Here is a 23,179-nt window from a genome sequence, read left to right as displayed (position 1 = left end):
AATTTCTGGAGACACAGATGGCCTGGAATGAGCCTGGCAACAAAGGTGGCGGCGGTGACCGTGACCCTTGGGGCAATAACAATAAGAATGGTAATCAGGGTCCACCTGATTTAGATGAAGTAATTACTAAGCTAAGCCGTAAGTTTGGTGGCATTTTTGGTGGTGGTAAAAAGCCATCATCTGGTGGCAGCAGCGGTGGTGTGAGTGGTTTTGGCATTGCTGTAGTAGTAGTCATCTTGGCTGTTATTTGGGTAGCAAGCGGTTTCTACACAATAAAAGAAGCGGAAAAGGGCGTAATTCTTACCTTTGGTAAATACGATCCCGAATCAGGCTTGGTAGATTCTGGTTTGAACTGGAAAGCGACCTTTGTTCAAGAAGTTATTCCAGTGAACGTAGAGGCTATTCGCTCATTACCTGCGTCGGGCTTTATGCTGACTGAAGACGAAAACGTAGTGCGTGTTGAAATGGACGTGCAGTACAAAGTAGTTCGTCCACATGCTTACCTGTTCAGTGTAACCGCGCCAGATGATAGCTTGGCACAAGCTACCGACAGTGCTTTACGTTACGTAATTGGTCACACCACCATGGATGATATTTTAACCACTGGTCGTGAAGTTGTGCGTAGCGAGACCGAAGAGCTGTTAAATAAAATCATCGAACCTTATAACTTAGGTATTGAAGTGGTTGACGTTAACTTCCTTCCGGCTCGTCCGCCAGAGGAAGTAAAAGACGCCTTTGATGACGCCATTTCTGCACAAGAAGATGAGCAGCGTTTCATTCGTGAAGCTGAAGCCTATCAACGTGAAATTGAACCACGAGCACGTGGTCGAGTTCAGCGTATTGAGCAAGAAGCCCAAGGTTACCAAGAGCAAATTGTATTGCGTGCACAAGGTGAAGTGGCTCGTTTTGAACAATTGCTTCCTGAGTACGAAAATGCGCCAGACGTAACTCGCCACCGTTTATACCTAGAAACGATGGAAGAGATTTACGCTAAGTCGAACAAAGTGTTGATTGATGCATCAAACAACAGCAACATGCTTTACTTGCCTATCGACAAGCTAATGGAGCAAGGCCAGCAGCCTACTCAACGCAAATCTAGCTCGAGCAGTAAATCATCTACTATAAGTTCAGAGCCTGCTAGCTCGATTCCGTCGCGCCCTTCGTCTATTCGAAGCAGTGACCGCTCTAGTTCGGGGAGAAACTAAGCCATGAAACAATTAGCTATTTTTGGCATTATTTTAGCCTTGTTAGTGGGTTACTCGTCGGTATTTGTAGTGAATGAAGGCGAACGCGGTATTGTTATTCAGTTTGGTAAAGTAAAACGTACCGATGATGGCGCAACCAAAGTTTACCCACCGGGTTTGCAGTTTAAGGTTCCATTTATTGATTCTGTGCGCACACTGGACGCTCGAATTCAAACCTTAGATGGTAACGCTGACCGTTTTGTAACGTCTGAGAAAAAAGACTTAATCATTGATTCTTACGTTAAATGGCGAATTGCAGATTTTTCACAGTTCTACCTTTCAACCGGTGGTTCTGTGTTACAAGCTGAGTCTCTGTTAACCCGTAAAATCAATAACGGTCTACGCAGTGAGATTGGTGCGCGAACTATTCGTGACATTGTATCTGGTGAACGTGGTCAAGTAATGGAAGACGCGCTTAAACGTATGGCGCGTTCTTCTGAGATTGGTATTGAAGTTACTGACGTGCGCATTAAGCAAATTAACTTGCCTGATGAAGTGAGTAGCAGTATTTACCAACGGATGCGTGCAGAACGTTTGGCGGTAGCTAAAGAGCACCGTTCGCAGGGTCAAGAACAAGCCGAAATTATTCGTGCTAATGTTGACCGTCGCGTGAATGTACTTTTGGCTGATGCCGATAAGCGTGGCCGAGAAATGCGTGGTAATGGTGATGCAACAGCCGCTAAAGTTTATGCTGACGCTTACACCAAGAACCCTGAGTTCTACAAGTTCTGGCGTAGCTTAATGGCTTATCGCACCAGTTTCGATAACGGCGGAGACGTAATGGTGTTAGAGCCAGATAGCGAATTCTTCCGTTATATGAAAGAACCTGCGAAACCTTAATACTGAGGGCCCAGTTAACGCTGGGCTTTTTTATGACAGATTCTGTATTACTTGCATTGGCTCTAGTGTGCCTTATTGAAGGCCTAGGGCCTTTATTGTTTCCTAAGCGTTGGAAACGTCTACTAAAAACAATATCGGAAGCGCCAGCGAGTAATATTCGGCAAATTGGCCTCGGCTTAGTGGGTGTTTCTATTATACTCTTGTATGTGATTAATCTTTGACCTTGGCACATAAAATCGGTATAACATGCACCCCTTGACTGTCCGATTTCTGCTAGAATCGCTTTTTAACTGAGACGACAAAAGACAATGGGAAAGAACGTAGTGATCCTTGGCTCCCAATGGGGAGACGAAGGCAAGGGTAAGATCGTAGACTTACTTACCGACAAATCAAGCTATGTGGTGCGCTATCAAGGCGGTCACAATGCTGGTCATACCTTAGTTATTGACGGTGAAAAAACTGTCCTCCACTTAATACCATCTGGTGTACTTCGCGATAACGTTACCTGTGTAATTGGTAATGGCGTGGTATTAGCACCTGATGCGTTATTTAAAGAAATGGCTATGCTCGAAGAGCGCGGCGTTCCTGTAAAAGAACGTTTGGTGATCAGTGAAGCTTGTCCTCTAATTTTGCCTTATCATGTTGCCTTAGACATGGCGCGCGAAAAAGCGCGTGGTAAAAACGCTATTGGTACTACTGGTCGTGGTATTGGTCCTGCTTATGAAGATAAAGTTGCTCGTCGCGGATTACGTGTTGGCGACTTATTCGATATGGAGCAATTTGCAACCAAGCTAAAAGAAGTGATGGAATACCATAACTTCCAGCTTAATCATTACTATGACGCGCCAAGCGTAAGTTATGAAGAAGTGCTTGAGCAAATGACTAAGATGGCGCCAGTGATTACCGCCATGGTAACCGACGTAACCGACTTGCTAGATCAAGCGCGTCGTCGTGGTGACTCAATCATGTTTGAAGGTGCTCAAGGCACACTATTAGACATTGACCACGGTACCTATCCGTTTGTTACCTCATCAAACACTACTGCGGGTGGTGTTGCTACCGGTAGTGGTTTTGGTCCTTGCCACCTAGATTATGTTTTGGGTATTACTAAAGCTTACACCACGCGTGTGGGTTCTGGTCCTTTCCCAACAGAGCTAGATGATGACATTGGCCAGCACTTAGGTGTGAAAGGCCATGAGTTCGGTGCTACTACTGGCCGTAAACGTCGTTGTGGCTGGTTAGATGCAGTAACAATGCGTCGTGCGGTACAAATTAATAGCCTTTCGGGTTTATGTTTAACCAAGCTAGATGTACTAGACGGTTTGGAAGAACTTAAAATTTGTACTGGCTACAAAATGCCAAATGGCGATTTGCTTACTGTACCACCGATGGCCGCAGAAGGTTATGAAGTAGCTGAGCCTGTCTATGAATCAATGCCTGGTTGGTCAGAGAACACCTTTGGTGTGACAGCCCGTGAGCAGTTGCCACAAGCAGCCTTAAACTACATTGCGCGTATCGAAGAGTTATTGGAAGTACCGGTTGATATTATTTCAACGGGCCCAGATCGTGTAGAAACTATTATTCTACGCCATCCATTTGCTTAATTAGCGACGTGCTAATAAAAAGGCTGCCCTTAGGCAGCCTTTTTTGTATTTGTTGTTCTTAAGTTATTTAAGCAGCGCGGTCGGCAGCGATATTAGCAAGGCTCATAAGCGCTTGTTTGTAGTCACTGTCTGCAATGATGCTTAAAGCGTCAATGGCTTTTTGCGCTTCTTGGGCTGCTCGCTCGCGACAATAATCCAGCGCCTTGGTCTTATCGAGAATCGCTAAAATAGCCTCCAGCTGGTCGCGAGAGCCACCTTGCTTAATAGCTTCGCTGATAAGCGTCTTATCGCTTGGCTCAGCTTGTTCCATTGCATAGATAAGCGGTAGGGTAGGCTTGCCTTCTGCGAGGTCATCACCAACGTTTTTACCCATCTCTGCTTGGTCTGCTACATAATCTAGTACGTCATCCATAATCTGGAAAGCAGTGCCAAGATATTTGCCGTAGTTTTGCATGGCTAGCTCAACCTCAGCGCTTTGCTCACCGATGACTGCAGCCAAACGAGTAGCGGCTTCAAATAACTTGGCGGTTTTACAGTAAATAACTTCAAAGTAGCGCGCTTCATCAGTGTCGGGATCATTACAGTTAATCAGCTGTAATACTTCTCCTTCGGCGATCACATTGGTCGCGTCTGCCAGTATGTCCATTACCTTAAGGTTTTGTAATTGGGTCATTAACTGGAAAGAGCGCGAATAAAGGAAGTCTCCTACCAATACGCTAGCTGCATTACCAAAGCGGGCATTAGCAGTATCTTTACCGCGGCGCAGTTCAGATTCATCGACTACGTCATCGTGTAGCAAGGTAGAGGTATGGATAAATTCAATGATGGCGGCAAGTTTGATGTGTTGATCTTGCTGATAAGCTAAAGCTCGCGCAGCCAATACCGTTAGCAAAGGTCGGATCCTTTTGCCGCCGCTATTTACAATATAAAAAGAGATTTGGTTGATGAGGGCCACATCTGATTCGAGTTCTTTAAAGATCAACTCGTTTACTGCAGACATGTCTTGATCAGACAGCTTTTTTATCGCATCCAATTGCATAATTTCTTATTAGAGGTTGATGCCGATGATTCAGCAATATTAGGGTGATAATTTAATGCGTTAATAGTATCTCAATTCCTTGGTTTAAGCAGCTTTCACGGGTTAAAATTCTTGGCCTTGCGTGATTTTTAAACTTTTTTGAAATTCCCCTTGCGGGAACAGATCTTTTTCCGTAGAATCCGCCGTCATTGTTGAGAATTATAGACACCTTGAAATATCAGGTGTAAGCGGAGTTTGAAGAAAATGTACGCGGTTATCCTAAGTGGTGGTAAACAACACCGTGTGGCCGAAGGTCAAACACTTCGCCTTGAGAAACTAGACGTTGAGACTGGTAACACAGTTGAATTTGATAACGTATTACTAGTTGCCAATGGCGAAGACGTTAAAGTAGGCGCACCTTATGTAGATGGTACCAAAGTAACAGCTGAAGTTGTTTCTCATGGTCGTGGCGATAAAGTTAAAATCGTTAAGTTCCGTCGTCGTAAGCATTCACGTAAGCAACAGGGCCACCGTCAGTGGTTCACTGAAGTTCGCATTACAGGCATTAACGGTTAATTTAGAGGAATATACTCATGGCACATAAAAAGGCTGGTGGTAGTACTCGTAACGGTCGCGATTCGGAAAGCAAACGCCTAGGTGTTAAGCGTTTCGGTGGCGAGTCTGTATTAGCGGGTAGCATTATTGTTCGTCAACGTGGTACTAAGTTCCACGCTGGCTCTAACGTTGGTATCGGTAAAGACCATACTCTTTTCGCAACTGCCGAAGGCAAAGTGAAATTTGAAGTAAAAGGTCCTAAAAACCGTAAGTTTGTAAGCATCGAAGCTGAATAAACGTCCAACTCGATATTTAAAAAGCCCCGCAACAGCGGGGCTTTTTTTTTCCAATAAACCACTATTTCGCTTACGAAGTAGGCGTGGTGCATTATAGTTAAGCGATAATGCTGGAGTGAAAAATGAAATTTGTAGATGAAGCGGTAATTAAAGTAGACGCTGGTGACGGCGGCAATGGCACCATTAGTTTCCGCCGTGAGAAGTATGTTCCTCGCGGTGGCCCTGATGGCGGCGATGGCGGTGATGGAGGTAGCGTATATTTGGTTGCCGATGAAAACCTAAATACCTTGATTGATTACCGCTTTGAACGTTTTCATAAAGCAGAACGTGGCGAAAACGGCCAAGGTTCTAATTGTACGGGTAAGCGTGGTGAAGATTTAGAGTTGCCTGTGCCGGTTGGTACGCGTGCTCGTGACCAAGATACCGGCGAGATCCTTGGCGATCTTACGCAGCACAAACAGCGTTTATTGGTGGCTAAGGGCGGCTTCCACGGTCTAGGTAATACACGCTTTAAGAGCAGTACTAACCGAGCTCCGCGTCGTAAATCTAATGGTACGCCTGGTGAAGTTCGTAACCTGCAGTTGGAGCTATTGCTGCTTGCTGACGTAGGTATGTTGGGCTTACCAAATGCGGGTAAATCTACCTTTATTCGCAGTGTGTCTGCGGCTAAACCGAAGGTAGCTGATTATCCGTTTACCACGCTTATCCCTAATTTGGGTGTGGTGCGTCAATCGGAGAATCGCGGTTTTGTGATCGCCGATATTCCTGGTTTGATCGAAGGTGCTGCAGATGGTGCAGGGCTTGGTGTACGTTTCTTAAAGCACTTAGAGCGTTGCCGCGTATTGTTGCATCTGGTAGATGTATTACCAGCAGACGGCAGCGACCCAGCCGAAAATGCCATCACTATTATCAACGAGCTCGAACAGTACAGTGAAAAGCTATTCGAAAAGCCACGTTGGTTGGTATTTAATAAAGTCGACTTAGTGCTTGAAGAAGAAGCTGAAGAGATCCGCCAAAAAGTGATTGAAGCACTGGATTGGCAAGGTGAGGTGTTCTCCATTTCAGCTTTAGAGAACAACGGTACTAAAGACATCTGTAAAGCGATTGGTCAATTTATCGAAACCCTACCAGTGGTTGAACAAGAAATGGCTGAGCGCGAAGAAGTTAAATTCCAATGGGATGACTATCATCAACAGCAGATCGACAAAGCAAACCAAGAAGATTGGGATGATGAAGACGACGATGATGATTGGGATGATGACGATTATGATGTAGAGGTTATCTACCAGCCATAGTAAGCTATCAACAGTGGTAGTATGACTTGGATCGTTAAATGTTACGCTCATTTAGAAACTCTCCGGAGCCTGTTCAGGCTCCGGTTCGTATTATTTCTCTAGAACAACAAACGCGGATTTGCCGTGTCGCAGTGCAAGCCGGCAGAATCATGCAGCAACATGGCGCTGAGAGTAAGTTAATTGAAGAAACAACTGTCCGCCTAGGTAAAGCGCTGGGCCTTGATAGTGTAGAGCTGGCAATTACCGCCAATGCTCTGATTCTCACCGGTTTGTCGCAAGGGCGGTGTATTACAACCACCCGGCGGGTTTACGACCGTGGCATCAACATGCACATGGTGTGTGAAGTGCAGCGAATCACCATTATGGCTGAGAAGCAGTTGTTGGATGTTGATGACGTGGTTAAGCGTTTAGAGCGCTTGCAGCCCTACAAGCATAATCGCTGGCTTGTGGTATTTATGATTGGTATGTCTTGCGCCTGCTTTAGTCGATTGTTTGGTGGTGATTGGGCTGTATTTGCCATGACCTTTGTAGCCTCTGCCATAGCAATGCTATTTAGACAAGAAATGGCGCATCGCCATCACAATCCCATTCTCAATTTTGGCATGACAGCTTTTGTGGCTACCACTATCGCCGGCCTTGCGGTGCGCTACGATATTGGCAACCAACCGCAAACGGTAATGGCCGCTTCGGTGTTACTACTGGTACCTGGCTTTCCCTTGATTAATGCTGTTTCAGACATGGTTAAAGGGCATATCAGCATGGGGATCTCGCGCTGGTTTTTTGCCTCTTTGCTTAGCTTGGGTGTTGCCATGGGCATCGCTCTGTCTATGTGGGCTACTGGCGTAAGTGGGTGGTTATAATGATTGAATTACTCGCACTACTGGTTGAAGACGCGCTATTTTCAGCGGTGCCTGCGGTTGGCTTTGCCATGGTGTTTAATGTGCCTACTCGTATGCTAGGCTTTTGCGCCATTGGAGGAGCCTTTGCACATAGTTTGAGGACTCTTTGTATTTATTGGGGCGTGCCGCTTGAATGGGCTACTTTGGTGGCGTCTACTAGCGTAGGCTTAATTGGCGTTTACTGGTCGCGTCGATATTTGATTCCGCGTCCAGTGTTTACCGTAGCCTCTATTATTCCGATGATTCCAGGGAGCTATGCATTTACTACCATGGTCGGAATTATTAGCTTATATAGTAACGGCTTTAGTGAGCCGCTACTGGCCACCATTATCGAAAATGGTTTGAGGACTATGTTCATTTTGATGGCCTTAAGTTTTGGCTTGGCCATTCCCTCAGTTGTTATATATCGCGGCCGCCCGATTGTGTAGGCCGTTTAGTTTAAAAAGGTAAAACAGTGAAAGTAGCAATGATAGCCGCAATGGCAAAGCAACGAGTCATCGGCAAAGACAATCAAATGCCATGGCACTTACCGGCCGACCTTAAACATTTTAAAGCGGTGACTATGGGTAAACCGGTGATTATGGGACGCTTAACATACCAATCAATTGGCCGCCCTTTGCCGGGGCGATTGAACATTGTGATAAGCCGTAACGCTGATTTAGCTATAGAAGGTGTTACCGTAGTTAACACCGTGCAAGCAGCGCTAGATTTGGTTAAAGATGAAGCTGAAGTAATGATTATTGGTGGCGGTAATATTTACCAGCAGTGTTTGGCTTTTGCCGATACGCTGTATTTAACCTTTATTGATAAAGCGGTGGAAGGAGAAGCTCACTTCCCGGATTATCAGCAATATCAGTGGCGGCAGTTAGAAAGTGAAAAACATCTGGCTGATGAGAAGAACCCTTATAACTACGAATTTGTAACACTGGCTCGCGCTTAGCCAGCCGCATTCTCGCTTAGGCAATCTTGGGTATACATGCGCTGGTCCTCCCAGCGCAGCATCGACAAGTGATTGCCCCACACACAGCCAGTATCAAGCCCAGAGACTAAGTCATGTTTACTCTTACCCATTAGCGCCGCCCAGTGGCCAAATACAATGTGGGTGTCTTTGAGGTGCTTCCCGGGGATTTCAAACCAAGGTTTAAGGTTAGGATTGGTATTTTTGTTTGGTGGGATCTTCGATTCAAAATCCAAGCTGGCATCAGGGAAGCAATAACGCATTCGAGTAAATACATTGATGATGCAACGCAGGCGGTCATAACCTACTAACTCATCGCTCCAATGAGCGGGTTCATTGCTGTACATGTTTTTAAGTAATGATAAGTAGTCATCACCAGCGAGTTGCTTATGCACTTCTTTGCCGAGTTTAAGTGCCTTACTAACTTTCCATTTCGGATAAATACCGGCATGCACCATCACTACATCGTAGTAGGGGTGTTTTTTAATTAGTGGCTGTTGGCGTAACCAATACAGTAATTCTTCTTTGTCGGGGGCGTCGAGTAAATCTTGTAGCTTATCGCGGCGCTTGGCTCGGTGAATACCATTGGCAACCGCTAATAGGTGTAAATCGTGATTACCTAGTACTACCTGAGCGGCGCTACCGAGTTCTTTAACAAAACGCAGGGTTTCTAGAGATTTAGGACCTCGAGCCACGAGGTCTCCCGCGAGCCAAAGCTGATCTTTTCTTACGGAGAATTTGCACTGTTTTAACAGCGCTTTTAATTCATCCAAACAGCCTTGGATGTCACCAACAAAATAAGTCGCCATGGCTCACCTTAAATTAGTGAAGCTTATTAGGAAGTGATAAACGAAACGGTGGGATCTCCGCTTCAAATTCGTTACCTGCTTCGTCAATCAGCGTATAGCTGCCTTGCATTACGCCCACTTCAGTGGCTAGCACAGCACTGCTGGTATAAGAAAAAGGTTTTTCCGGTTTAAGGTGGGGCTGCTTACCCACAACACCGTCGCCTTTCACTTCGTTTACTTTGCCATCTCCGTCGGTAATCACCCAGTGGCGGCGCAATAACTGCAGTGCTTCAGCGCTGCAGTTGCGAATAGTAATGGTGTAAAAAAAAGCGAATTGTTGTTTTTCTGGTACTGAGTGTTCAGGCAAAAAGCCCGATTCAACTTCAATATCTAGGTCATATTCTGGGGTATTACTCATCGCTGCTAGAAGCCTGCAATAACTGATTTTTATCTATGTAATTAGCAATATCACAAAATTGCTGAATAGTTAAATTTTCTGGGCGCAGCGTGGGCTTTAGATCAAGCTCGGCTAAATGCTCAACCGTAAGCAAGTTACCTAATGCGTTGCGAATGGTTTTACGGCGCTGATTAAAGGCCTCTTTACACACCCTGTCTAGGGTTGCTAATGAGTTAAGCGGGTAAAGGGTGCTTTCGTAAGGCTCTAAGCGCACCACGGCAGAATCAACCTTCGGTGGCGGTGCAAACGCCTCGGGCGGAACTTCCAAGGCCGGCATTACATTACATTGCACTTGAGTCATTACGCTTAGGCGGCCGTAAGCTTTGCTATCTGGGCCTGCAGCCATGCGTTTCACTACTTCTTTTTGCAGCATAAAGTGCATATCAGAAATAGCGCTGGTAAAGCTAAGTAGGTGAAAAATAAGCGGAGTAGATATGTTGTAAGGTAAGTTACCAAATACCCGCATTTTTTGTTCAGGCTTAGCTAACTGCATAAAATCGAACTTAAGTGCATCAATTTCATGAATAGTAAGCAAGCTGGCCAGAGTTGGGTGCTCGCGTAAGCGCTGGGCTAAGTCGCGGTCTAACTCTACCACTTGTAGGTGGCCAGCAGTGGTGGCAACGGGCTCAGTTAAAGCGCCTAAGCCTGGGCCAATTTCAACTAGGTTTTCACCTGATTGAGGATAGATAGTGGCTACAATTTGGCTAATAACCGAGTCATTGTTAAGGAAGTTTTGACCAAAACGTTTACGGGCGCGGTGTCCCTGATGAACTTGTTTATTCATGTTCTCGCTCTACCATATCAATGGCTTGTTCGATGGCGGTAATCATACTTCCATGATCGGCTTCACCAGTTCCCGCTAGCTCTAAGGCTGTTCCATGGTCAACTGAGGTTCTAATAAAGGGTAGACCAAGGGTTATGTTTACCGATTGGCCAAAACCTTTGTATTTTAGCACCGGTAGGCCTTGGTCATGGTACATGGCTAACACTGCGTCCGCTTCTGCCAAGTATTTATCTTGGAAGAGTGTATCTGCAGGTAAGGGGCCAATTAAATTCATACCATGTTGCTCGCGCATTTCATCAAGCAACGGAATAATAATATCCAGCTCTTCGCGACCAAGGTGACCATCTTCGCCCGCATGGGGGTTTAGGCCACAAACAAATATCTTAGGCTGTTTAATCGCGAACTTGGTTTGCAGGTCGTGATGCAAAATACTGATAATATTGTGTAGGCGCTCATGAGTAATGGCTTTGGCTACATAAGCTAAGGGCAGGTGAGTAGTCGCTAGCGCAACCCGCAGACCCTCTGTGACAAGCATCATCACAACATCTGCGGTACCTGATTGCTGGGCAAAAAATTCGGTATGGCCACTAAAAGACACGCCGGCTTTATTAATAATACCCTTGTGCACCGGGCCAGTAACTACTGCAGCAAACTGACCATTCATGTTGCCATCACTAGCAAACTTAAGGGTATTTAGCACGTAGTGACCATTGGCTTCGTCTAACTGCCCCGCTACTGCCGAACTGCTCATCGCAATTGGCGCAACCGTTAAGGTGCCAGCTGCTTGTGGCTTAGCCGCCTGTTCTGGCTGATAAGGCAGTAGGGTAATATCCATACCCAATTGGCTAGCGCGCTCTTTAAGTAAACGAGGGTCAGCAACTACCACTAGCTCCATTGGCCAATCTTGTTGGCTAATAGATAGCACCAAATCTGGGCCAATACCTGCAGGTTCACCTGGCGTAATGGCTATTCTAGCAACCGGCTTACTCATGCCTCACCATCCAGTATTTCTACATATGCTTCTTCGCGTAGCTCTTCTTGCCATGCTTGGGTTTCTTCATTGAACTTACGGTTGAAGATCATTTGATAAGCACGGTTTTGACTGGCTTTATTGGTGGTATCGGTGGTGCGTTTGTCTAGTACTTCCATTAAGTGCCAGCCAAAAGTCGAGCGGAAAGGCTGGCTCAGCTCTCCTACACCTAGGCGTTTTGCTGTGTCTCTAAATGCTGGAACAAATGCGCTTGGATCTGACCAACCTAGTTCACCACCTCGCACGGCTGAACCTGGGTCTTCAGAGTATTGGCGAGCTAACTCTTCAAATGTCACTTCACCTAAGATCAATTGCTGGCGGAACTCGGAAAGCAAACTCTGCGCCTTTTTATCACTCAGAATAATCGAAGGTTTTATTAGAATATGGCGAGCATTCACTTCTAAGGTTTCAACTTTTTGCAAACCTTCAGCATCTAATACCATAATGATATGCAGACCTGAGTCGGTGCGAACTGGGCCCATTACAGATCCTTTGTGCTGGTTTCTTACTACTCCAGCAAACAATGTTGGCATCTCTTCAATGGTCATCCAACCCCAGTCACCGCCTTCTAAGGCTTTTGGTCCTTGCGAGTGAGTCATCGCCAATTGGTTAAAGTTTTCGCCATCTTTAAGCTGAACGACTAGGTTTTCTGCTAGTTGTTGAGTGGCTTGTTCGTCACCAGAAATACGTAGCAAGATGTGGCCAACATGATAGCGAACAGTGCCTTTGTCTTGTTCTTCTATTAGCTTCATTAAGGCATCAATTTCTTGCTCTGACACGTTTACTCGGCGTTGAACCTGACTGCGGCCTACTTCACCTAAAACAATTTCGGTGCGAATATCTTCGCGAAACTGGTTATAGCTAATACCTTGCTTGGCTAGGGTATCCAAGAACTCTTCACGGCTTTTGTTTTCACCAGCAATAATGTTGTCGATGGTGTTTTCTAGCTGGCTATCACTAATCTTAATGCCCAAGCGATCAGCTAACTGAAGCTGTAAGCTTTCAAGGATAAGCCTGTCCATCACTTGTTGCTGTAGTTCGTCTTCAGGTGGTAGCTCTTGCTCTGCCCCTTTGGAATTACGCAGAACTTTGTTGGTGAGTTCATCAACTTGGCTCTGAGTGATCACATCATTATTGACAATGGCGACAACTTTATCGAGCAATTGCTCTTGAGCCTGAACCAGCCCAGTAGTAAGCATAAGCATACTTACACTAAGCAAAAATAATCTTTTCATTTCGTTCCTATCATTACTGCGAGCAAAACGCCGCTTACTCTATCATATTTGCGTTAAAGGTTTTAATTGTTCAGGTAAAAGGGGCGACCATATTTAAAGTTGCCACCTTCGAGCATTTCATCGTAGCTACTGGTATCGCTGCCACCTAAGCCTTTAATCTCGAAGTCGAGGCGCAGAGAGGTATCGAATTCGCCCACTCGGTCAACGCCTGAGGTGTCGTCGACATAGGTGCTTTTTAGGCCGCGTTGATAAGTAAGGCGGATGCCCCAGCAACATGAGTTATATTGAACGCCAAGGTAGCTTTCGATACTGCGGTCCAAAATCATATCGCGATAATAACTGCCTACTGCTGATACTTTATCGCTAATTGGCCAAGCCACCTTGGTGCCCACTTGGTTTACGTCACTCACCATGGTCTCGGTTGCTTGCGAGTAGCGATAATTCATTTGCACGAGTTTTTGTGCCTCGGGTCGCCATTCAATTGCTGCGTTAGCTTTGTTGAGGCGGCCTTCTAAAGTGTCGATTTGAAAACCAGTATGGCCATACCAATCTTGTTGAATATTGGCGTCAGCTTCAAAGGCTAGCGCAGAACTAGAGTTATCCGAAGGCTCGCTACCTGGTGTTAAAGTAGTACGGCTAGGCTCAACGTAGATAATCTGACCAATGCTTAAACGCAGCGTTTCTTGGTTACTCGGTGATAGAAATCGCGAGTGAACACCGAGAGTGATTTGGTTGGCATCGGCAATTCGGTCTAAACCGCTATAACGTTTATCCCTAAATAAGCCGTAGTAATCTTGTTGTAGGTTATCCGTATCATAAATACCGATATCATCTTGATTAGTGTAAGGGATATACAAATACTTAATTACTGGCTCTAGGGTTTGGGTGTAGTTATCACCAAACCAAAGGGTTTTACGGTCAAAATTTAAGCCCCCTTCAACACTAACCTTGGGCAAGGTTCGATTAACTGAACTGGCTAAGTAGTCATATTCAAAATTACTGCCTTTATCTTGGCTGTAATAGGTATGCATTAGCGCTAAGTCAGCTTGAAAAAAACCTGCTGGCACCACATAAGGTAAGCTTAAACTCGGCTCAAAGTGTACCCGTTGAGCGGTGTAAAGGGTGCTATCGCTGTGAGTAAAGTTGCTAATTTCTGAATCAAAGCCAAATTGCAGTGTCTGCCAATTTAAATCCCAATCACCAGAAAAAGTAAGCTGCGGAAGTAAGGTGTGCGGCTGTTCGGTATTACCCAGTACCTGAAAATCCTGCACCAACAGCTCGGTATACCAGTTTCGCGTGTGGTAACCCACATCACCGGTCTGGAGTAATTGGTTTTCGTTTACCTTGCCTAGTTTGTCACCTAAGTCATTAAAGTAGTTGTCATCACTAATGCGAGTGTAATCGGTATTAAAGCGCCAGTGGCGTTGATACTGTCCTTGGTGGTCCCAGTGAACTAAGTAACGATCGCGGCCTAACTCGCGGTCATTGGCGAGATATTCTACATTCAAGTTACCGTTGTTTTGCCCGAGTAAATATCTGAACTCACTTTGCAGTTGCAAGCCTCGGCGCGTCATCAAACGCGGTGTAATGGTTGCATCAAAGTTAGGGGCGATATTCCAATAGTAGGGGGTAGAAATGTCAATACCATTTTTGGTAGAGGTGGAGACACTTGGAAACAAAAAGCCACTGTGGCGTTGGTCGCCAATGGGATAAGAGAAGTACGGCAAATACATTACCGGCACGTTAAACAGTCTTACTGTGGCATTTTTAGTGGTGGCCCACTGTTCACTCGAGTCTATATCAATTTTTTCTGCGCGAATTTCCCAAGTTACATCATCAGGTGGGCAAGCGGTATAGCTGGCATCTTCCAAAGACAAGTTTTGCTCATCATTGATTATAAGATTGTTGGCTTCGCCGCGACCTTGTTGCTCAAACAGTTGATATTCAGCCGAGTTAAGCGTGGCTTGATGATCTTTTAGGTTGGCGTCAAAAGTATCACTTTTCACGCTCACTAAGTTATCTTGAAACTCAATGTTGCCGCTCGCTTTTAAGGTTTGCGCCTGTTCATCTAATACAGTGTTTTCGGCTTTTAATGCGCGAGGGCCTTGAGAAAACTCAACATTACCGCTGAAACTGGCTTTATCCCCTTGTTTTGCATGTAATTCATCAGCAGCAATAACATAAGGTGCGGTAGGATCAACAGGACCGGCTTGAGTGCGTTCTGGGATGTGTGCTCGGCACTGAGGCATAGATAACGGTGTTTCTGCGTAGGCACTGAGGCTTGAAAGCAACGCCGCTAATCCTAGCGATGTTTGCAGGCACCGTTTAGTTACGAACATATAAATATGAACCATTCCCTGATATAAACAAATTCCAAGCTTGTAACGTCAACGTTGTGCTTAATGAATTCTGTGGTTAAAGTTAGCCGCTTATAATACTGGATTTATTGGTGAGCGGCTATTTAAAGGCTGTTATTAGTATAAGAAATTATGAGTAATTTAGTGCGCGAATCTGCATTACAGCAATGGCTGTCACAAACCTTCGACATTGTTCCTCCTCTGCTTACGATGGTAAGTGGCGACGCCAGTTTTCGGCGTTATTTTCGTTTCCAACTTGCAAACGGCGATACCGCTATTGCTGTTGATGCTCCGCCAGCGACGGAAAAAAACCAGCAGTTTGTTGATATCGCCAAGGCCCTAAATGCCCAAAATCTGCCTGTGCCTGCGGTGCTGGCTGCAGATATAGATGCCGGCTTTTTATGCATTGAAGATCTTGGTTCAACCATGCTTGAGCAAATACTCAGCGCCGATAATGCTGCTGAACTGTATAGACAAGCACTTGCTTTAATCGTTCAACTTCAAGGCTCTAAGCGTGAAGATTTGGCAGAAATGGAAGACTTTGACCCAGTTTTTATTCAGCGAGAGCTAGATATTTTTGCTGATTGGTTTGCCAAACAAGAGTTGCAGGCCGACGAAGAGTGGCAACAGACTTGTGATTGGTCAGGCCTATGTAGCGTGGTTAGCCAAGCGATATTGGAGCAGCCCTATGCCCCTATGCATCGGGATTTTCACAGTCGCAATTTAATGTTAAACCAACAACAAATTGTGATGATTGATTTTCAAGATATGGTGTGGGGACCGATTGCTTACGATGTGGTCTCACTGTTACGTGATTGCTACATTGCTTGGCCGGAAGAGCTGGTTGATGAATTACAACAAGCTTTTTTAAGCGAAAAGTCTGCCCAATTAAGCGGTCCAATAGAGCCAAGTACTTGGCAGCGCTGGTTTGATTTAACTGGATTGCAGCGACACATAAAAGCGCTGGGGATTTTCTGCCGACTTGATCACCGTGATGGTAAAACTGCCTATCGAGAAGCCATTCCGCAAACTCTCGAATACGTGCTGCAAGTGACTAAGCGTTACCCTGAGTTACAGGCCTTTCATCAGTGGCTAAGCCCAATCGCCAAAGGCTTTAAAGTATGAGCCAAATTCGCACCGCAATGATTTTGGCTGCCGGTCGTGGTGAGCGAATGCGCCCCTTAACTGATAACCGCCCTAAGCCTTTGTTAAAAGTGGCGGGAAAAGCCTTAATAAATTGGCATATTGATAAGCTAGTAACTGCGGGCATAACACGTATCGTGATTAACACGGCGTATTTAGGCGAGATGATAGAAGCGCATTTGGGCACTGGTGAACAATGGGGAATAGACATCCTTTATAGTCACGAAACTAGCGCCTTAGAAACCGCAGGCGGCATTATTAAAGCCTTGCCGATTATTGCCAGTGAACAATTTTTAGTGATTAACGGCGATGTTTGGAATGATTGGGATTACCAAGCGATTTGCCAAACTAGCCAAGCCGAATGTGATGCCCATTTATACTTGGTGGCTAACCCAAACCATAATTTGCAAGGTGATTTTAGTCTCGAACACGGCAAGGTGGTAGATAAGCCCGAGTTTACTTTTAGTGGTGTGGCCATTTATCATCAAGCTTTTTTTAACGGCTTGCCAAGTGGTAAGCAAGCTTTGGCTCCCCTGTTACGAGCTGCAATGGCAAAACAACAAGTGAGTGGGCAGCTGCAAGCTGGCCAATGGGTAGACGTAGGCACACCGCAGCGACTGCAAAGTTTAGAGAAACAATTAACCAATATTAGAGATTAGTGATGCGAATTTGGGGAAAAATATTCGGTGTCCTTTTAGGCTCGATGCTTGGCAACATTTTGTGGGTAATATTAGGATTTTGGATCGGCCATCGTTTTGATAAAGCGATTGGCGGTAATTTTGCGTTCTCGGCCGCCAATAGCCAAGCCGCTCAACAAGCCTTTTTATTTTCGACTTTTGCGGTTCTTGGGCATATTGCTAAATCAAAAGGCGTGGTGACCCAGCAAGAGATTCAGGTGGCTAATTTCCTGATGGACCAAATGCGCCTGCAAGGTGAAGCTAGGCGCCAAGCCCAAGATGCATTTCGCCAAGGTAAAGACGCTGACTTTCCCCTAGAAGAGCAAATTTCTCAATTTGTTAGTGCGGTCAATGGGCGTCGCGATTTGCTGCAAATGTTCATGGAAATCCAGCTGCAAGGGGTGTTTGCAGATGGCGTAATCGATGACAGCGAACACGCTCTATTAAAGCGTGTCGCTAAGGCTTTAGGTTTCTCAGAGCCTGAACTTCAAGCAATGATTTCGCGTTGGGAAGCTGAGCTTAAGTTCCATCGTCATGGTGGCGGTCAGCGCCAGAGTGCTCAAAGTAGCGCTAAACAGCTAGAAGAAGCTTATCAAATTCTTGGGGTTAGCCAGCAAGACAGCGACCAGCAAATTAAACGGGCCTACCGCAAACTAATGACACAGCACCACCCAGATAAGTTAGTTGCCAAGGGCTTACCGCCAGAAATGATGGAGCTGGCCAAGCAACGTACCCAAGATATTCAACAGGCTTACGAGCTGGTAAAACAGCAGCGTAAAAGCGCTAGTTAGTAAAAACTTGGTGGCGCGGTTCACCCGCTACAAATGCTTCAATATTTTCAATTAGCTGGTCAGCCAAAACTTGCATGTTTTGGCTGCTAGCCCAGCCCACATGTGGAGTGACAATCAAATTGTTCAAGCTGAGCGCTTGCATCAACGGGCTGTTCTCTGCTGGCGGTTCGTATTCAGATACATCACTGGCCGCTCCGGCAATTTGTTTGTTCTGCAAGGCTTGAAACAAAGCTTGCTCGTTCACAATTCCACCTCGGGCGGTATTTATCAGCAAGGCCGTTTTTTTCATCATCGCAAACTCTTTCTCTGCAATTAGATCCTGCGTCTGCGAATTAAGTGGGCAATGGATACTGATTACATCGGCTCTGCGTATTGCTTCTTCAAAGGCAGTTTTCCCTGGGCGAGGTGTTTGGCCTTTTCGTTCAGAGAACAACACGTTCATGCCTATATTGCTGGCTAGCTGAGCGGTGGCTTGGCCAAGATTGCCACCGCCAATAATGGCTAAGGTTTGTTTGGCTAAGTTGTCGATGGGAAAATCGAAGAAACAAAACTGCTTGGCTTGTTGCCAGCGGCCTTGTTGAATCGCTTGATGATAAGCTAGTACATTGCGCCTTAGGTTAAACATCAGCGCTAGGCTATGTTCGGCAATGCTTTGGGCGGCATAGTTTCTAATATTGCTGACTACGATTCCCAGCTCTGTGGCTGCTGCTAAATCTACGTTGTTAGTGCCAGTGGCCGCTACCGCGATCATTTTTAACTGTGGCAGCTGGGTCAATATCGCTTTATCTAATGGCACTTTGTTTACGATGATGATGCTAGCATCTTGGCTGCGCTCCAGCACTTGAGATGGCATAGTGCAGGGGAACTCTTGCCAGTTATGTTCAAAGCTTGGGCGCGCCAGTTTAATGTGACTAGCAAGGGTGAGGCGGTCTAAAAAAACTATTTTCATGGCAAGCTATTAGCGAGAGAAGGTGGTGCTCAGCTTAGCAATATCTCGAGGCTGTCTCCAGTATCGGAAAGGCGTGTTTAGCTTAATACCAACCTAGCGCGTTAAACCAGCCGTAAACGGTTTTATTCAACTTTGCACTATTCGGGGCGGTATCGGCGGTCGCCGGCAAATGGGTTTGACGGTAGTTCAATTTTTGATTTTTGTTGCTGGCAGTTAAGCGTTGCTCACGAGCTTGCTGCTGCCAGTGATTGTAATGCTCGGCATAGATATCGAGTACTGGCATAGCCAGGGTTGCAGTCTGCTCTGCCAGTTTTTTGTTTAGCGTTTGATCAGGGTAATAAGCGCTTATAAGCACAATGCCATCAGGCTGCGCCAGTGCGTCTTCGGCCAATAGTTCAACCAACCACGCTCCCATTACGCCTTGCGCTACTATCACTTGAAACCCAAACTGCTCAGCTTGATTTTGTTTGGCTGCTTCAATCACTGCTTGTAGGTTTTGTTTGTACTGCTGCAGCTGCTGGTCATTGTCTGTTGCGCCATCATCTATGCTTGCTTGCATTAAGCTAGGGGAGGGTTTTGGTGGCAAAATTGCACCGGTCTCCCAACCAAGTTTGGGAAGAGCTTGGCGCAGTGAATTTACACTATTGGGCGCGCTAGGTGATACCCCCCAATCGGGAAGTAAAATAATGGTGCCGCGTTTTTGGGGTGTTTCCTCTTCTAACCACAAACTCACAAATTGTTGCTGGGCAACGTCTAATTGTTTTAGCTCTCCATGTACCTGCCTGTGGCTAAAGTCTTGTGGTTGCACCTCAGCAACTACGCTGTTTATTGCTAATAGACTTAAGAGAAAGCAATACTTAGCAATGTGCACAATCATCGTTTCCTTGGTGAGGTGTATGCCTAATGTATCGGACAATACCTGTGTTAGCTTTAACTAAAATGGAGGTGGGCACTCAAATTCCATAAATTGCTCGGTCTCGGGATGATAAAACCCTAACTTTGCTGCATGCAGGTGTAAGCGTTCGCTTAAGTCTTTGGCGGCTTGGTTAGCATAAAAACTATCACCAATTATCGGACAGCCAATTTGCTGCATATGAACCCTCAGCTGGTGAGTGCGTCCTGTAATGGGTTTAAGTTCAACTAAACTGGTTTGCTCTCGTTGCTCGATTACCTGCCACTGGGTTAAGGCGTCTTTACCCTGTTCAAAATCTACGATTTGTTTGGGTCGATTGGGCCAGTCACAACGCAGTGGTAAATTGACTTCACCTTCACTGCTTTCTGGGTGACCAAATATCTCAGCATAATAGGTTTTGGTGGTGCGCCGTTGTTGAAACTGGCGACTCAAGTGGCTTTGGGCGGGTTTGCCTAAAGCCATAACAATCAGACCAGAGGTTGCCATATCTAATCGATGCACCACTTTAATCTCGGGCCAAGTTCGCTGAGCGCGATCCCATAAGCTGTCTTTTTCAAGCCGCCCTGGTACCGACAGCAAGCCGCTGGCTTTATTAAATACAACCACAGCTTCGTCTTTATATATAACGCTAAAGTAGGGTGACATTGGGGGGCGATAAACAAAATCTGGCATCTGTACAGCTCTAAAAAATAAGGCCTTAGTGTAAGCTAAGGCCTTGCAGTAAACAAAAAGAAAACCTAGGGTCTGTTGGTCTTTCGCGGTTAAAGTTTGTTGGAGAAAAATCGTTTTAGACGCGGCAAGGCGTGTATTGCCTAGTCGTTCTAGGTAAATACGCCTTGCCTTAAATTCAACTTAACATGGCATAAAACGATTTTAGCGAATCCTTCGGGCAGCGTTTGTGGTTCATGTCTACTGCGTTTCAGCTTCTCATGTAGACTAGCTACACATTAAAGCCTCTGCTTTGTATCAATAAGCCACAAAAACCAGCTCGAAAGATCAACAGACTCTAATTATGCGATACTAATATTACCCGTAGGCCATCGAGTTTTACTTGGGCTTTTTGCAGATAGTCCCCCGCATTGTCACGCAAGCTTCGCAAGGTATCTAATTCATCTTTACGAATGCTTGGGTTTACTGCGCTTAGGGCTTCAAGGCGCTCAAGCTCTGCATTTAAGCTTTGCTTCATATTGTTACTTGCTTGTTCAACAATACTGCTTAACTGTTGTTGAGCGAGTTCGTTTGCCTGAGCAAGTAAAGGATGTATCTGGGCTTGAGAAGCGCTAATTAGCTTGGCTGCTAAGTGACGATTTACCGCAGAAAGTTGCTGGTTGAATTGCTCAAAATTCACGTTGTCAGACAAGTTCCCGCCATTCTTATCTAATAGAATACGTACCGGAGTAGCGGGTAAGTAACGTTCTATTTGGTACTCAGCTGGTGCGCTGGTTTCTACTACAAAGATCCCTTCAACAAATAGGCTACCGACCGGTAAGGCGCGGTTCTTAAGCAAGGCCACAGAGGTGGTACCTAAGTCAGCACCTAGTATTGTATCAATACAGCTTTGAATTAGCGGGTGCTCCCAAGACATTAATTGGATTTCATCTCGGCTAAGCGCGGTATCTCTATCATAAGTAATAGTGCAACCGTCTTCAGGCAAACCATTAATCGTTGGTACTAACATTTGCTCACTAGCATGCAGCACTAGGGCGTTTTCGCCTTTGTCATCTTGATTGATGCCGATGGTGTCGAATAAACGTAGGCTAAAGGTAACAAAGTGTGGGTCTTGTTCAGCAGCCTGTATTTTTTCAATAAGCTCCGCCGCTTTGTTACCACCACTTGAGTGAATCTCTAATAAACGGTCACGGCCAGCATCTAATTTGGCCTTTACCTCATGGTAGCGTTTGGCGGTGTTTTTGATGAGGGCGTCTAACTCTGCTTCATCTGGAGTATTTTGACCCAATAAGCCATTGAGGGTTTCACCAAACTCGGCAAAAATAGCTGAGCCAGCCGGGCAGGTTTGCTCAAAGGAATTAAGCCCTTCATGGTACCAACGCAATAGCGTTTGCTGAGGCGTGCCTTCCAAATAAGGGACATGAATTTGAATGTCATTTTGTTGGCCAATACGATCTAGTCGGCCGATGCGCTGTTCCAGCAAGTCAGGGTTGGTTGGCAAATCAAATAGCACAATATGATGAGCAAATTGGAAATTGCGACCTTCCGAGCCAATCTCCGAACATACCATTAACTGCGCACCTGCTTCATCTTGCGCAAAATAGGCTGCTGCTTTATCTCGCTCAATTAAAGACATATCTTCATGGAACACCGTTCCGCGAATGCCTTCACGGGTACGAACTGCATCTTCGATGGCTAAAGCGGTGGCTGCTTTGGCACAAATGAGTAGTACTTTCTTTTGTTTATGAGCCAATAGAAAACCAACTAACCAGTCGATTCGTGGATCAAATTTGCACCAACTCGCTTCGCCTTCACTTTCCCCTTCAAACTGTTGATACAGCTCTTCTGGGTACATCAGTTGGTTGTTGGCGCCAGTTGTATTGCCTTGCATCATTTGTTGCACTTTTAATGCAGTTTGATACTGGCTAGGTAAGCTGAGTGGGTAGCTAGCCAATTGCCGCATCGGAAAGCCTTCAATCGCGCTGCGAGTATTTCTAAATAATACTCGACCAGTACCGTGGCGATCTAACAAGTGCTGCAATAACTCTTCTCGAGCTTGCTGCTGTTGCTCGTAGCTCGAGCCCGCATCATTAATTAAAGCCAGTAAGGGCTCAATGTCATTTTCACTTAACAGCTCGCTTAGTTGATTGGCTTGTTCAGTGTTTAATGGGGCGCTGGTTAGCAAAGATTGCGCAGCTTCGGCCACTGGTTGATAGTGTTGTTCTTCATCTATAAAAGCTTGATAGTCATAAAAGCGGTTTGGATCTAGTAGTCTTAAACGCGCAAAGTGACTTTGATGACCGAGTTGATCGGGTGTTGCGGTAAGCAATAATACCCCAGCTACCTTTTGAGCAAGAGCTTCAATGATCTGGTATTCGCGACTCGGCGTTTCTTCATCCCACTGTAGGTGATGGGCTTCATCAACAATCATTAGGTCCCAGTCGGCTTCAACTACTTGCTCAAAACGTTTTTTATTGCCACGCAAAAAGCTTAAACTACATAAAACTAACTGCTCAGTTTCAAAAGGGTTATCGGCTTCGGCATAGGCCTCCACGCAGCGGTCTTCATCAAACAAGCTAAAGTGCATATTAAAGCGGCGTAGCATTTCAATAAGCCACTGATATTGCAATGCGTCCGGCACTACAATCAGTACACGCTTGGCTAAGCCTGCAATAAG

At 45.6% G+C, this 23,179-nt stretch carries 24 protein-coding genes (1 of these 24 running past the window's edge); 13 read left to right on the top strand and 11 right to left on the bottom strand.

Annotation, left to right across the window (positions count from 1 at the left end; all coding sequences use genetic code 11):
* The first annotated feature begins 17 nt into the window (after positions 1 to 17).
* From hflK to G6R11_RS18455, 4 genes are all read left to right on the top strand, one after another.
* On the top strand, positions 18 to 1,205 hold the full coding sequence (gene hflK, locus G6R11_RS18470) for an FtsH protease activity modulator HflK (RefSeq protein WP_163134538.1): 1,188 nt from the start codon (positions 18 to 20) through the stop codon (positions 1,203 to 1,205).
* 3 nt (positions 1,206 to 1,208) lie between these two features.
* Entirely contained in the window at positions 1,209 to 2,084 is an 876-nt protein-coding gene (gene hflC, locus G6R11_RS18465) for a protease modulator HflC (protein WP_163134537.1), read from the top strand.
* A 32-nt stretch (positions 2,085 to 2,116) separates the two neighbouring features.
* Positions 2,117 to 2,305, top strand: a complete 189-nt coding sequence (locus G6R11_RS21990) for a DUF2065 domain-containing protein (RefSeq protein ID WP_163134536.1) — start codon at positions 2,117 to 2,119, stop codon at positions 2,303 to 2,305.
* 87 nt (positions 2,306 to 2,392) lie between these two features.
* A complete protein-coding gene (locus G6R11_RS18455; protein WP_163134535.1) occupies positions 2,393 to 3,688 on the top strand; it encodes an adenylosuccinate synthase in 1,296 nt (431 codons plus the stop codon).
* Between the two features lie 67 nt (positions 3,689 to 3,755).
* Here G6R11_RS18455 and ispB read toward each other — a convergent pair whose 3' ends face one another.
* Entirely contained in the window at positions 3,756 to 4,727 is a 972-nt protein-coding gene (gene ispB, locus G6R11_RS18450) for an octaprenyl diphosphate synthase (RefSeq protein ID WP_163134534.1), read from the bottom strand.
* Positions 4,728 to 4,970: 243 nt separating this feature from the next.
* Between ispB and rplU the strand changes: the two genes are divergently transcribed.
* From rplU to folA, 6 genes are all read left to right on the top strand, one after another.
* A complete protein-coding gene (rplU, locus tag G6R11_RS18445) occupies positions 4,971 to 5,282 on the top strand; it encodes a 50S ribosomal protein L21 (protein WP_016403742.1) in 312 nt (103 codons plus the stop codon).
* Positions 5,283 to 5,299: 17 nt separating this feature from the next.
* On the top strand, positions 5,300 to 5,557 hold the full coding sequence (gene rpmA, locus G6R11_RS18440) for a 50S ribosomal protein L27 (protein ID WP_016403741.1): 258 nt from the start codon (positions 5,300 to 5,302) through the stop codon (positions 5,555 to 5,557).
* Positions 5,558 to 5,679: 122 nt separating this feature from the next.
* Entirely contained in the window at positions 5,680 to 6,852 is a 1,173-nt protein-coding gene (gene cgtA / locus G6R11_RS18435; RefSeq protein ID WP_163134533.1) for an Obg family GTPase CgtA, read from the top strand.
* Between the two features lie 38 nt (positions 6,853 to 6,890).
* On the top strand, positions 6,891 to 7,712 hold the full coding sequence (locus G6R11_RS18430; RefSeq protein WP_163134532.1) for a threonine/serine exporter ThrE family protein: 822 nt from the start codon (positions 6,891 to 6,893) through the stop codon (positions 7,710 to 7,712).
* Positions 7,712 to 8,179, top strand: coding sequence for a threonine/serine exporter family protein (locus G6R11_RS18425; RefSeq protein WP_152785513.1), 468 nt, complete (start codon positions 7,712 to 7,714; stop codon positions 8,177 to 8,179). Before G6R11_RS18430 ends, G6R11_RS18425 begins: the two co-directional genes overlap by 1 nt.
* Before the next feature lie 26 nt (positions 8,180 to 8,205).
* A complete protein-coding gene (gene folA, locus G6R11_RS18420; RefSeq protein WP_163134531.1) occupies positions 8,206 to 8,691 on the top strand; it encodes a type 3 dihydrofolate reductase in 486 nt (161 codons plus the stop codon).
* Here folA and G6R11_RS18415 read toward each other — a convergent pair.
* The 6 genes from G6R11_RS18415 to lptD form a co-directional block, all read right to left on the bottom strand.
* Complete coding sequence (locus G6R11_RS18415; protein ID WP_163134530.1) at positions 8,688 to 9,518, bottom strand: symmetrical bis(5'-nucleosyl)-tetraphosphatase; 831 nt, start codon at positions 9,516 to 9,518, stop codon at positions 8,688 to 8,690. The two genes, folA and G6R11_RS18415, sit on opposite strands and share 4 nt — an antisense overlap.
* 13 nt (positions 9,519 to 9,531) lie before the next feature.
* Positions 9,532 to 9,915 carry a Co2+/Mg2+ efflux protein ApaG gene (gene apaG / locus G6R11_RS18410; protein WP_016403735.1) on the bottom strand — a complete coding sequence of 128 codons (384 nt, stop codon included), beginning with the start codon at positions 9,913 to 9,915 and terminating at the stop codon, positions 9,532 to 9,534.
* Positions 9,908 to 10,738: a 16S rRNA (adenine(1518)-N(6)/adenine(1519)-N(6))-dimethyltransferase RsmA gene (gene rsmA, locus G6R11_RS18405; protein ID WP_163134529.1), complete on the bottom strand. Its 831-nt coding sequence runs from the start codon at positions 10,736 to 10,738 to the stop codon at positions 9,908 to 9,910. Before rsmA ends, apaG begins: the two co-directional genes overlap by 8 nt.
* The gene (gene pdxA, locus G6R11_RS18400; protein WP_163134528.1) at positions 10,731 to 11,729 is read right to left on the bottom strand and encodes a 4-hydroxythreonine-4-phosphate dehydrogenase PdxA; all 999 of its coding nucleotides are present in this window, start codon (positions 11,727 to 11,729) and stop codon (positions 10,731 to 10,733) included. The genes rsmA and pdxA overlap by 8 nt, the downstream gene beginning before the upstream one ends.
* The gene (gene surA / locus G6R11_RS18395; RefSeq protein ID WP_163134527.1) at positions 11,726 to 13,003 is read right to left on the bottom strand and encodes a peptidylprolyl isomerase SurA; all 1,278 of its coding nucleotides are present in this window, start codon (positions 13,001 to 13,003) and stop codon (positions 11,726 to 11,728) included. The genes pdxA and surA overlap by 4 nt, the downstream gene beginning before the upstream one ends.
* Before the next feature lie 62 nt (positions 13,004 to 13,065).
* On the bottom strand, positions 13,066 to 15,294 hold the full coding sequence (gene lptD, locus G6R11_RS18390) for an LPS assembly protein LptD (RefSeq protein ID WP_163134526.1): 2,229 nt from the start codon (positions 15,292 to 15,294) through the stop codon (positions 13,066 to 13,068).
* Between the two features lie 198 nt (positions 15,295 to 15,492).
* Here lptD and G6R11_RS18385 point away from each other — a divergent pair, with 198 nt between their 5' ends.
* From G6R11_RS18385 to djlA, 3 genes are read left to right on the top strand one after another with little or no spacing between them, the layout of a single operon-like run.
* The gene (locus G6R11_RS18385) at positions 15,493 to 16,485 is read left to right on the top strand and encodes an aminoglycoside phosphotransferase family protein (protein WP_163134525.1); all 993 of its coding nucleotides are present in this window, start codon (positions 15,493 to 15,495) and stop codon (positions 16,483 to 16,485) included.
* Positions 16,482 to 17,162 (top strand): N-acetylmuramate alpha-1-phosphate uridylyltransferase MurU, encoded by a 681-nt coding sequence (gene murU / locus G6R11_RS18380; RefSeq protein WP_163134524.1) that lies wholly within the window; start codon positions 16,482 to 16,484, stop codon positions 17,160 to 17,162. The genes G6R11_RS18385 and murU overlap by 4 nt, the downstream gene beginning before the upstream one ends.
* 2 nt (positions 17,163 to 17,164) lie before the next feature.
* On the top strand, positions 17,165 to 17,971 hold the full coding sequence (gene djlA / locus G6R11_RS18375; RefSeq protein WP_163134523.1) for a co-chaperone DjlA: 807 nt from the start codon (positions 17,165 to 17,167) through the stop codon (positions 17,969 to 17,971).
* Here the strand turns inward: djlA and G6R11_RS18370 are convergent.
* From G6R11_RS18370 to rapA, 4 genes are all read right to left on the bottom strand, one after another.
* Positions 17,964 to 18,920, bottom strand: coding sequence for a D-2-hydroxyacid dehydrogenase (locus G6R11_RS18370; protein WP_163134522.1), 957 nt, complete (start codon positions 18,918 to 18,920; stop codon positions 17,964 to 17,966). The genes djlA and G6R11_RS18370 overlap by 8 nt on opposite strands.
* Before the next feature lie 82 nt (positions 18,921 to 19,002).
* Positions 19,003 to 19,797, bottom strand: a complete 795-nt coding sequence (locus tag G6R11_RS18365; protein WP_163134521.1) for a DUF3530 family protein — start codon at positions 19,795 to 19,797, stop codon at positions 19,003 to 19,005.
* A 57-nt stretch (positions 19,798 to 19,854) separates the two neighbouring features.
* A complete protein-coding gene (locus G6R11_RS18360; protein ID WP_163134520.1) occupies positions 19,855 to 20,505 on the bottom strand; it encodes a pseudouridine synthase in 651 nt (216 codons plus the stop codon).
* 334 nt (positions 20,506 to 20,839) lie between these two features.
* Positions 20,840 to 23,179, bottom strand: partial view of an RNA polymerase-associated protein RapA gene (rapA, locus tag G6R11_RS18355; RefSeq protein WP_163134519.1) — the 3' portion only. Its footprint extends 579 nt past the window's final position; 2,340 of the gene's 2,919 nt are visible here — the last part of the coding sequence; its start codon lies off the right edge, out of view — the gene reads right to left on this strand; it ends in the stop codon at positions 20,840 to 20,842.

The sequence above is a fragment of the Agarivorans sp. Alg241-V36 genome, assembly GCF_900537085.1.
Taxonomy (GTDB): domain Bacteria; phylum Pseudomonadota; class Gammaproteobacteria; order Enterobacterales; family Celerinatantimonadaceae; genus Agarivorans.
Note: the sequence above shows the minus strand (reverse complement) of the source record. Positions and strands in the feature narration are given on the sequence as shown.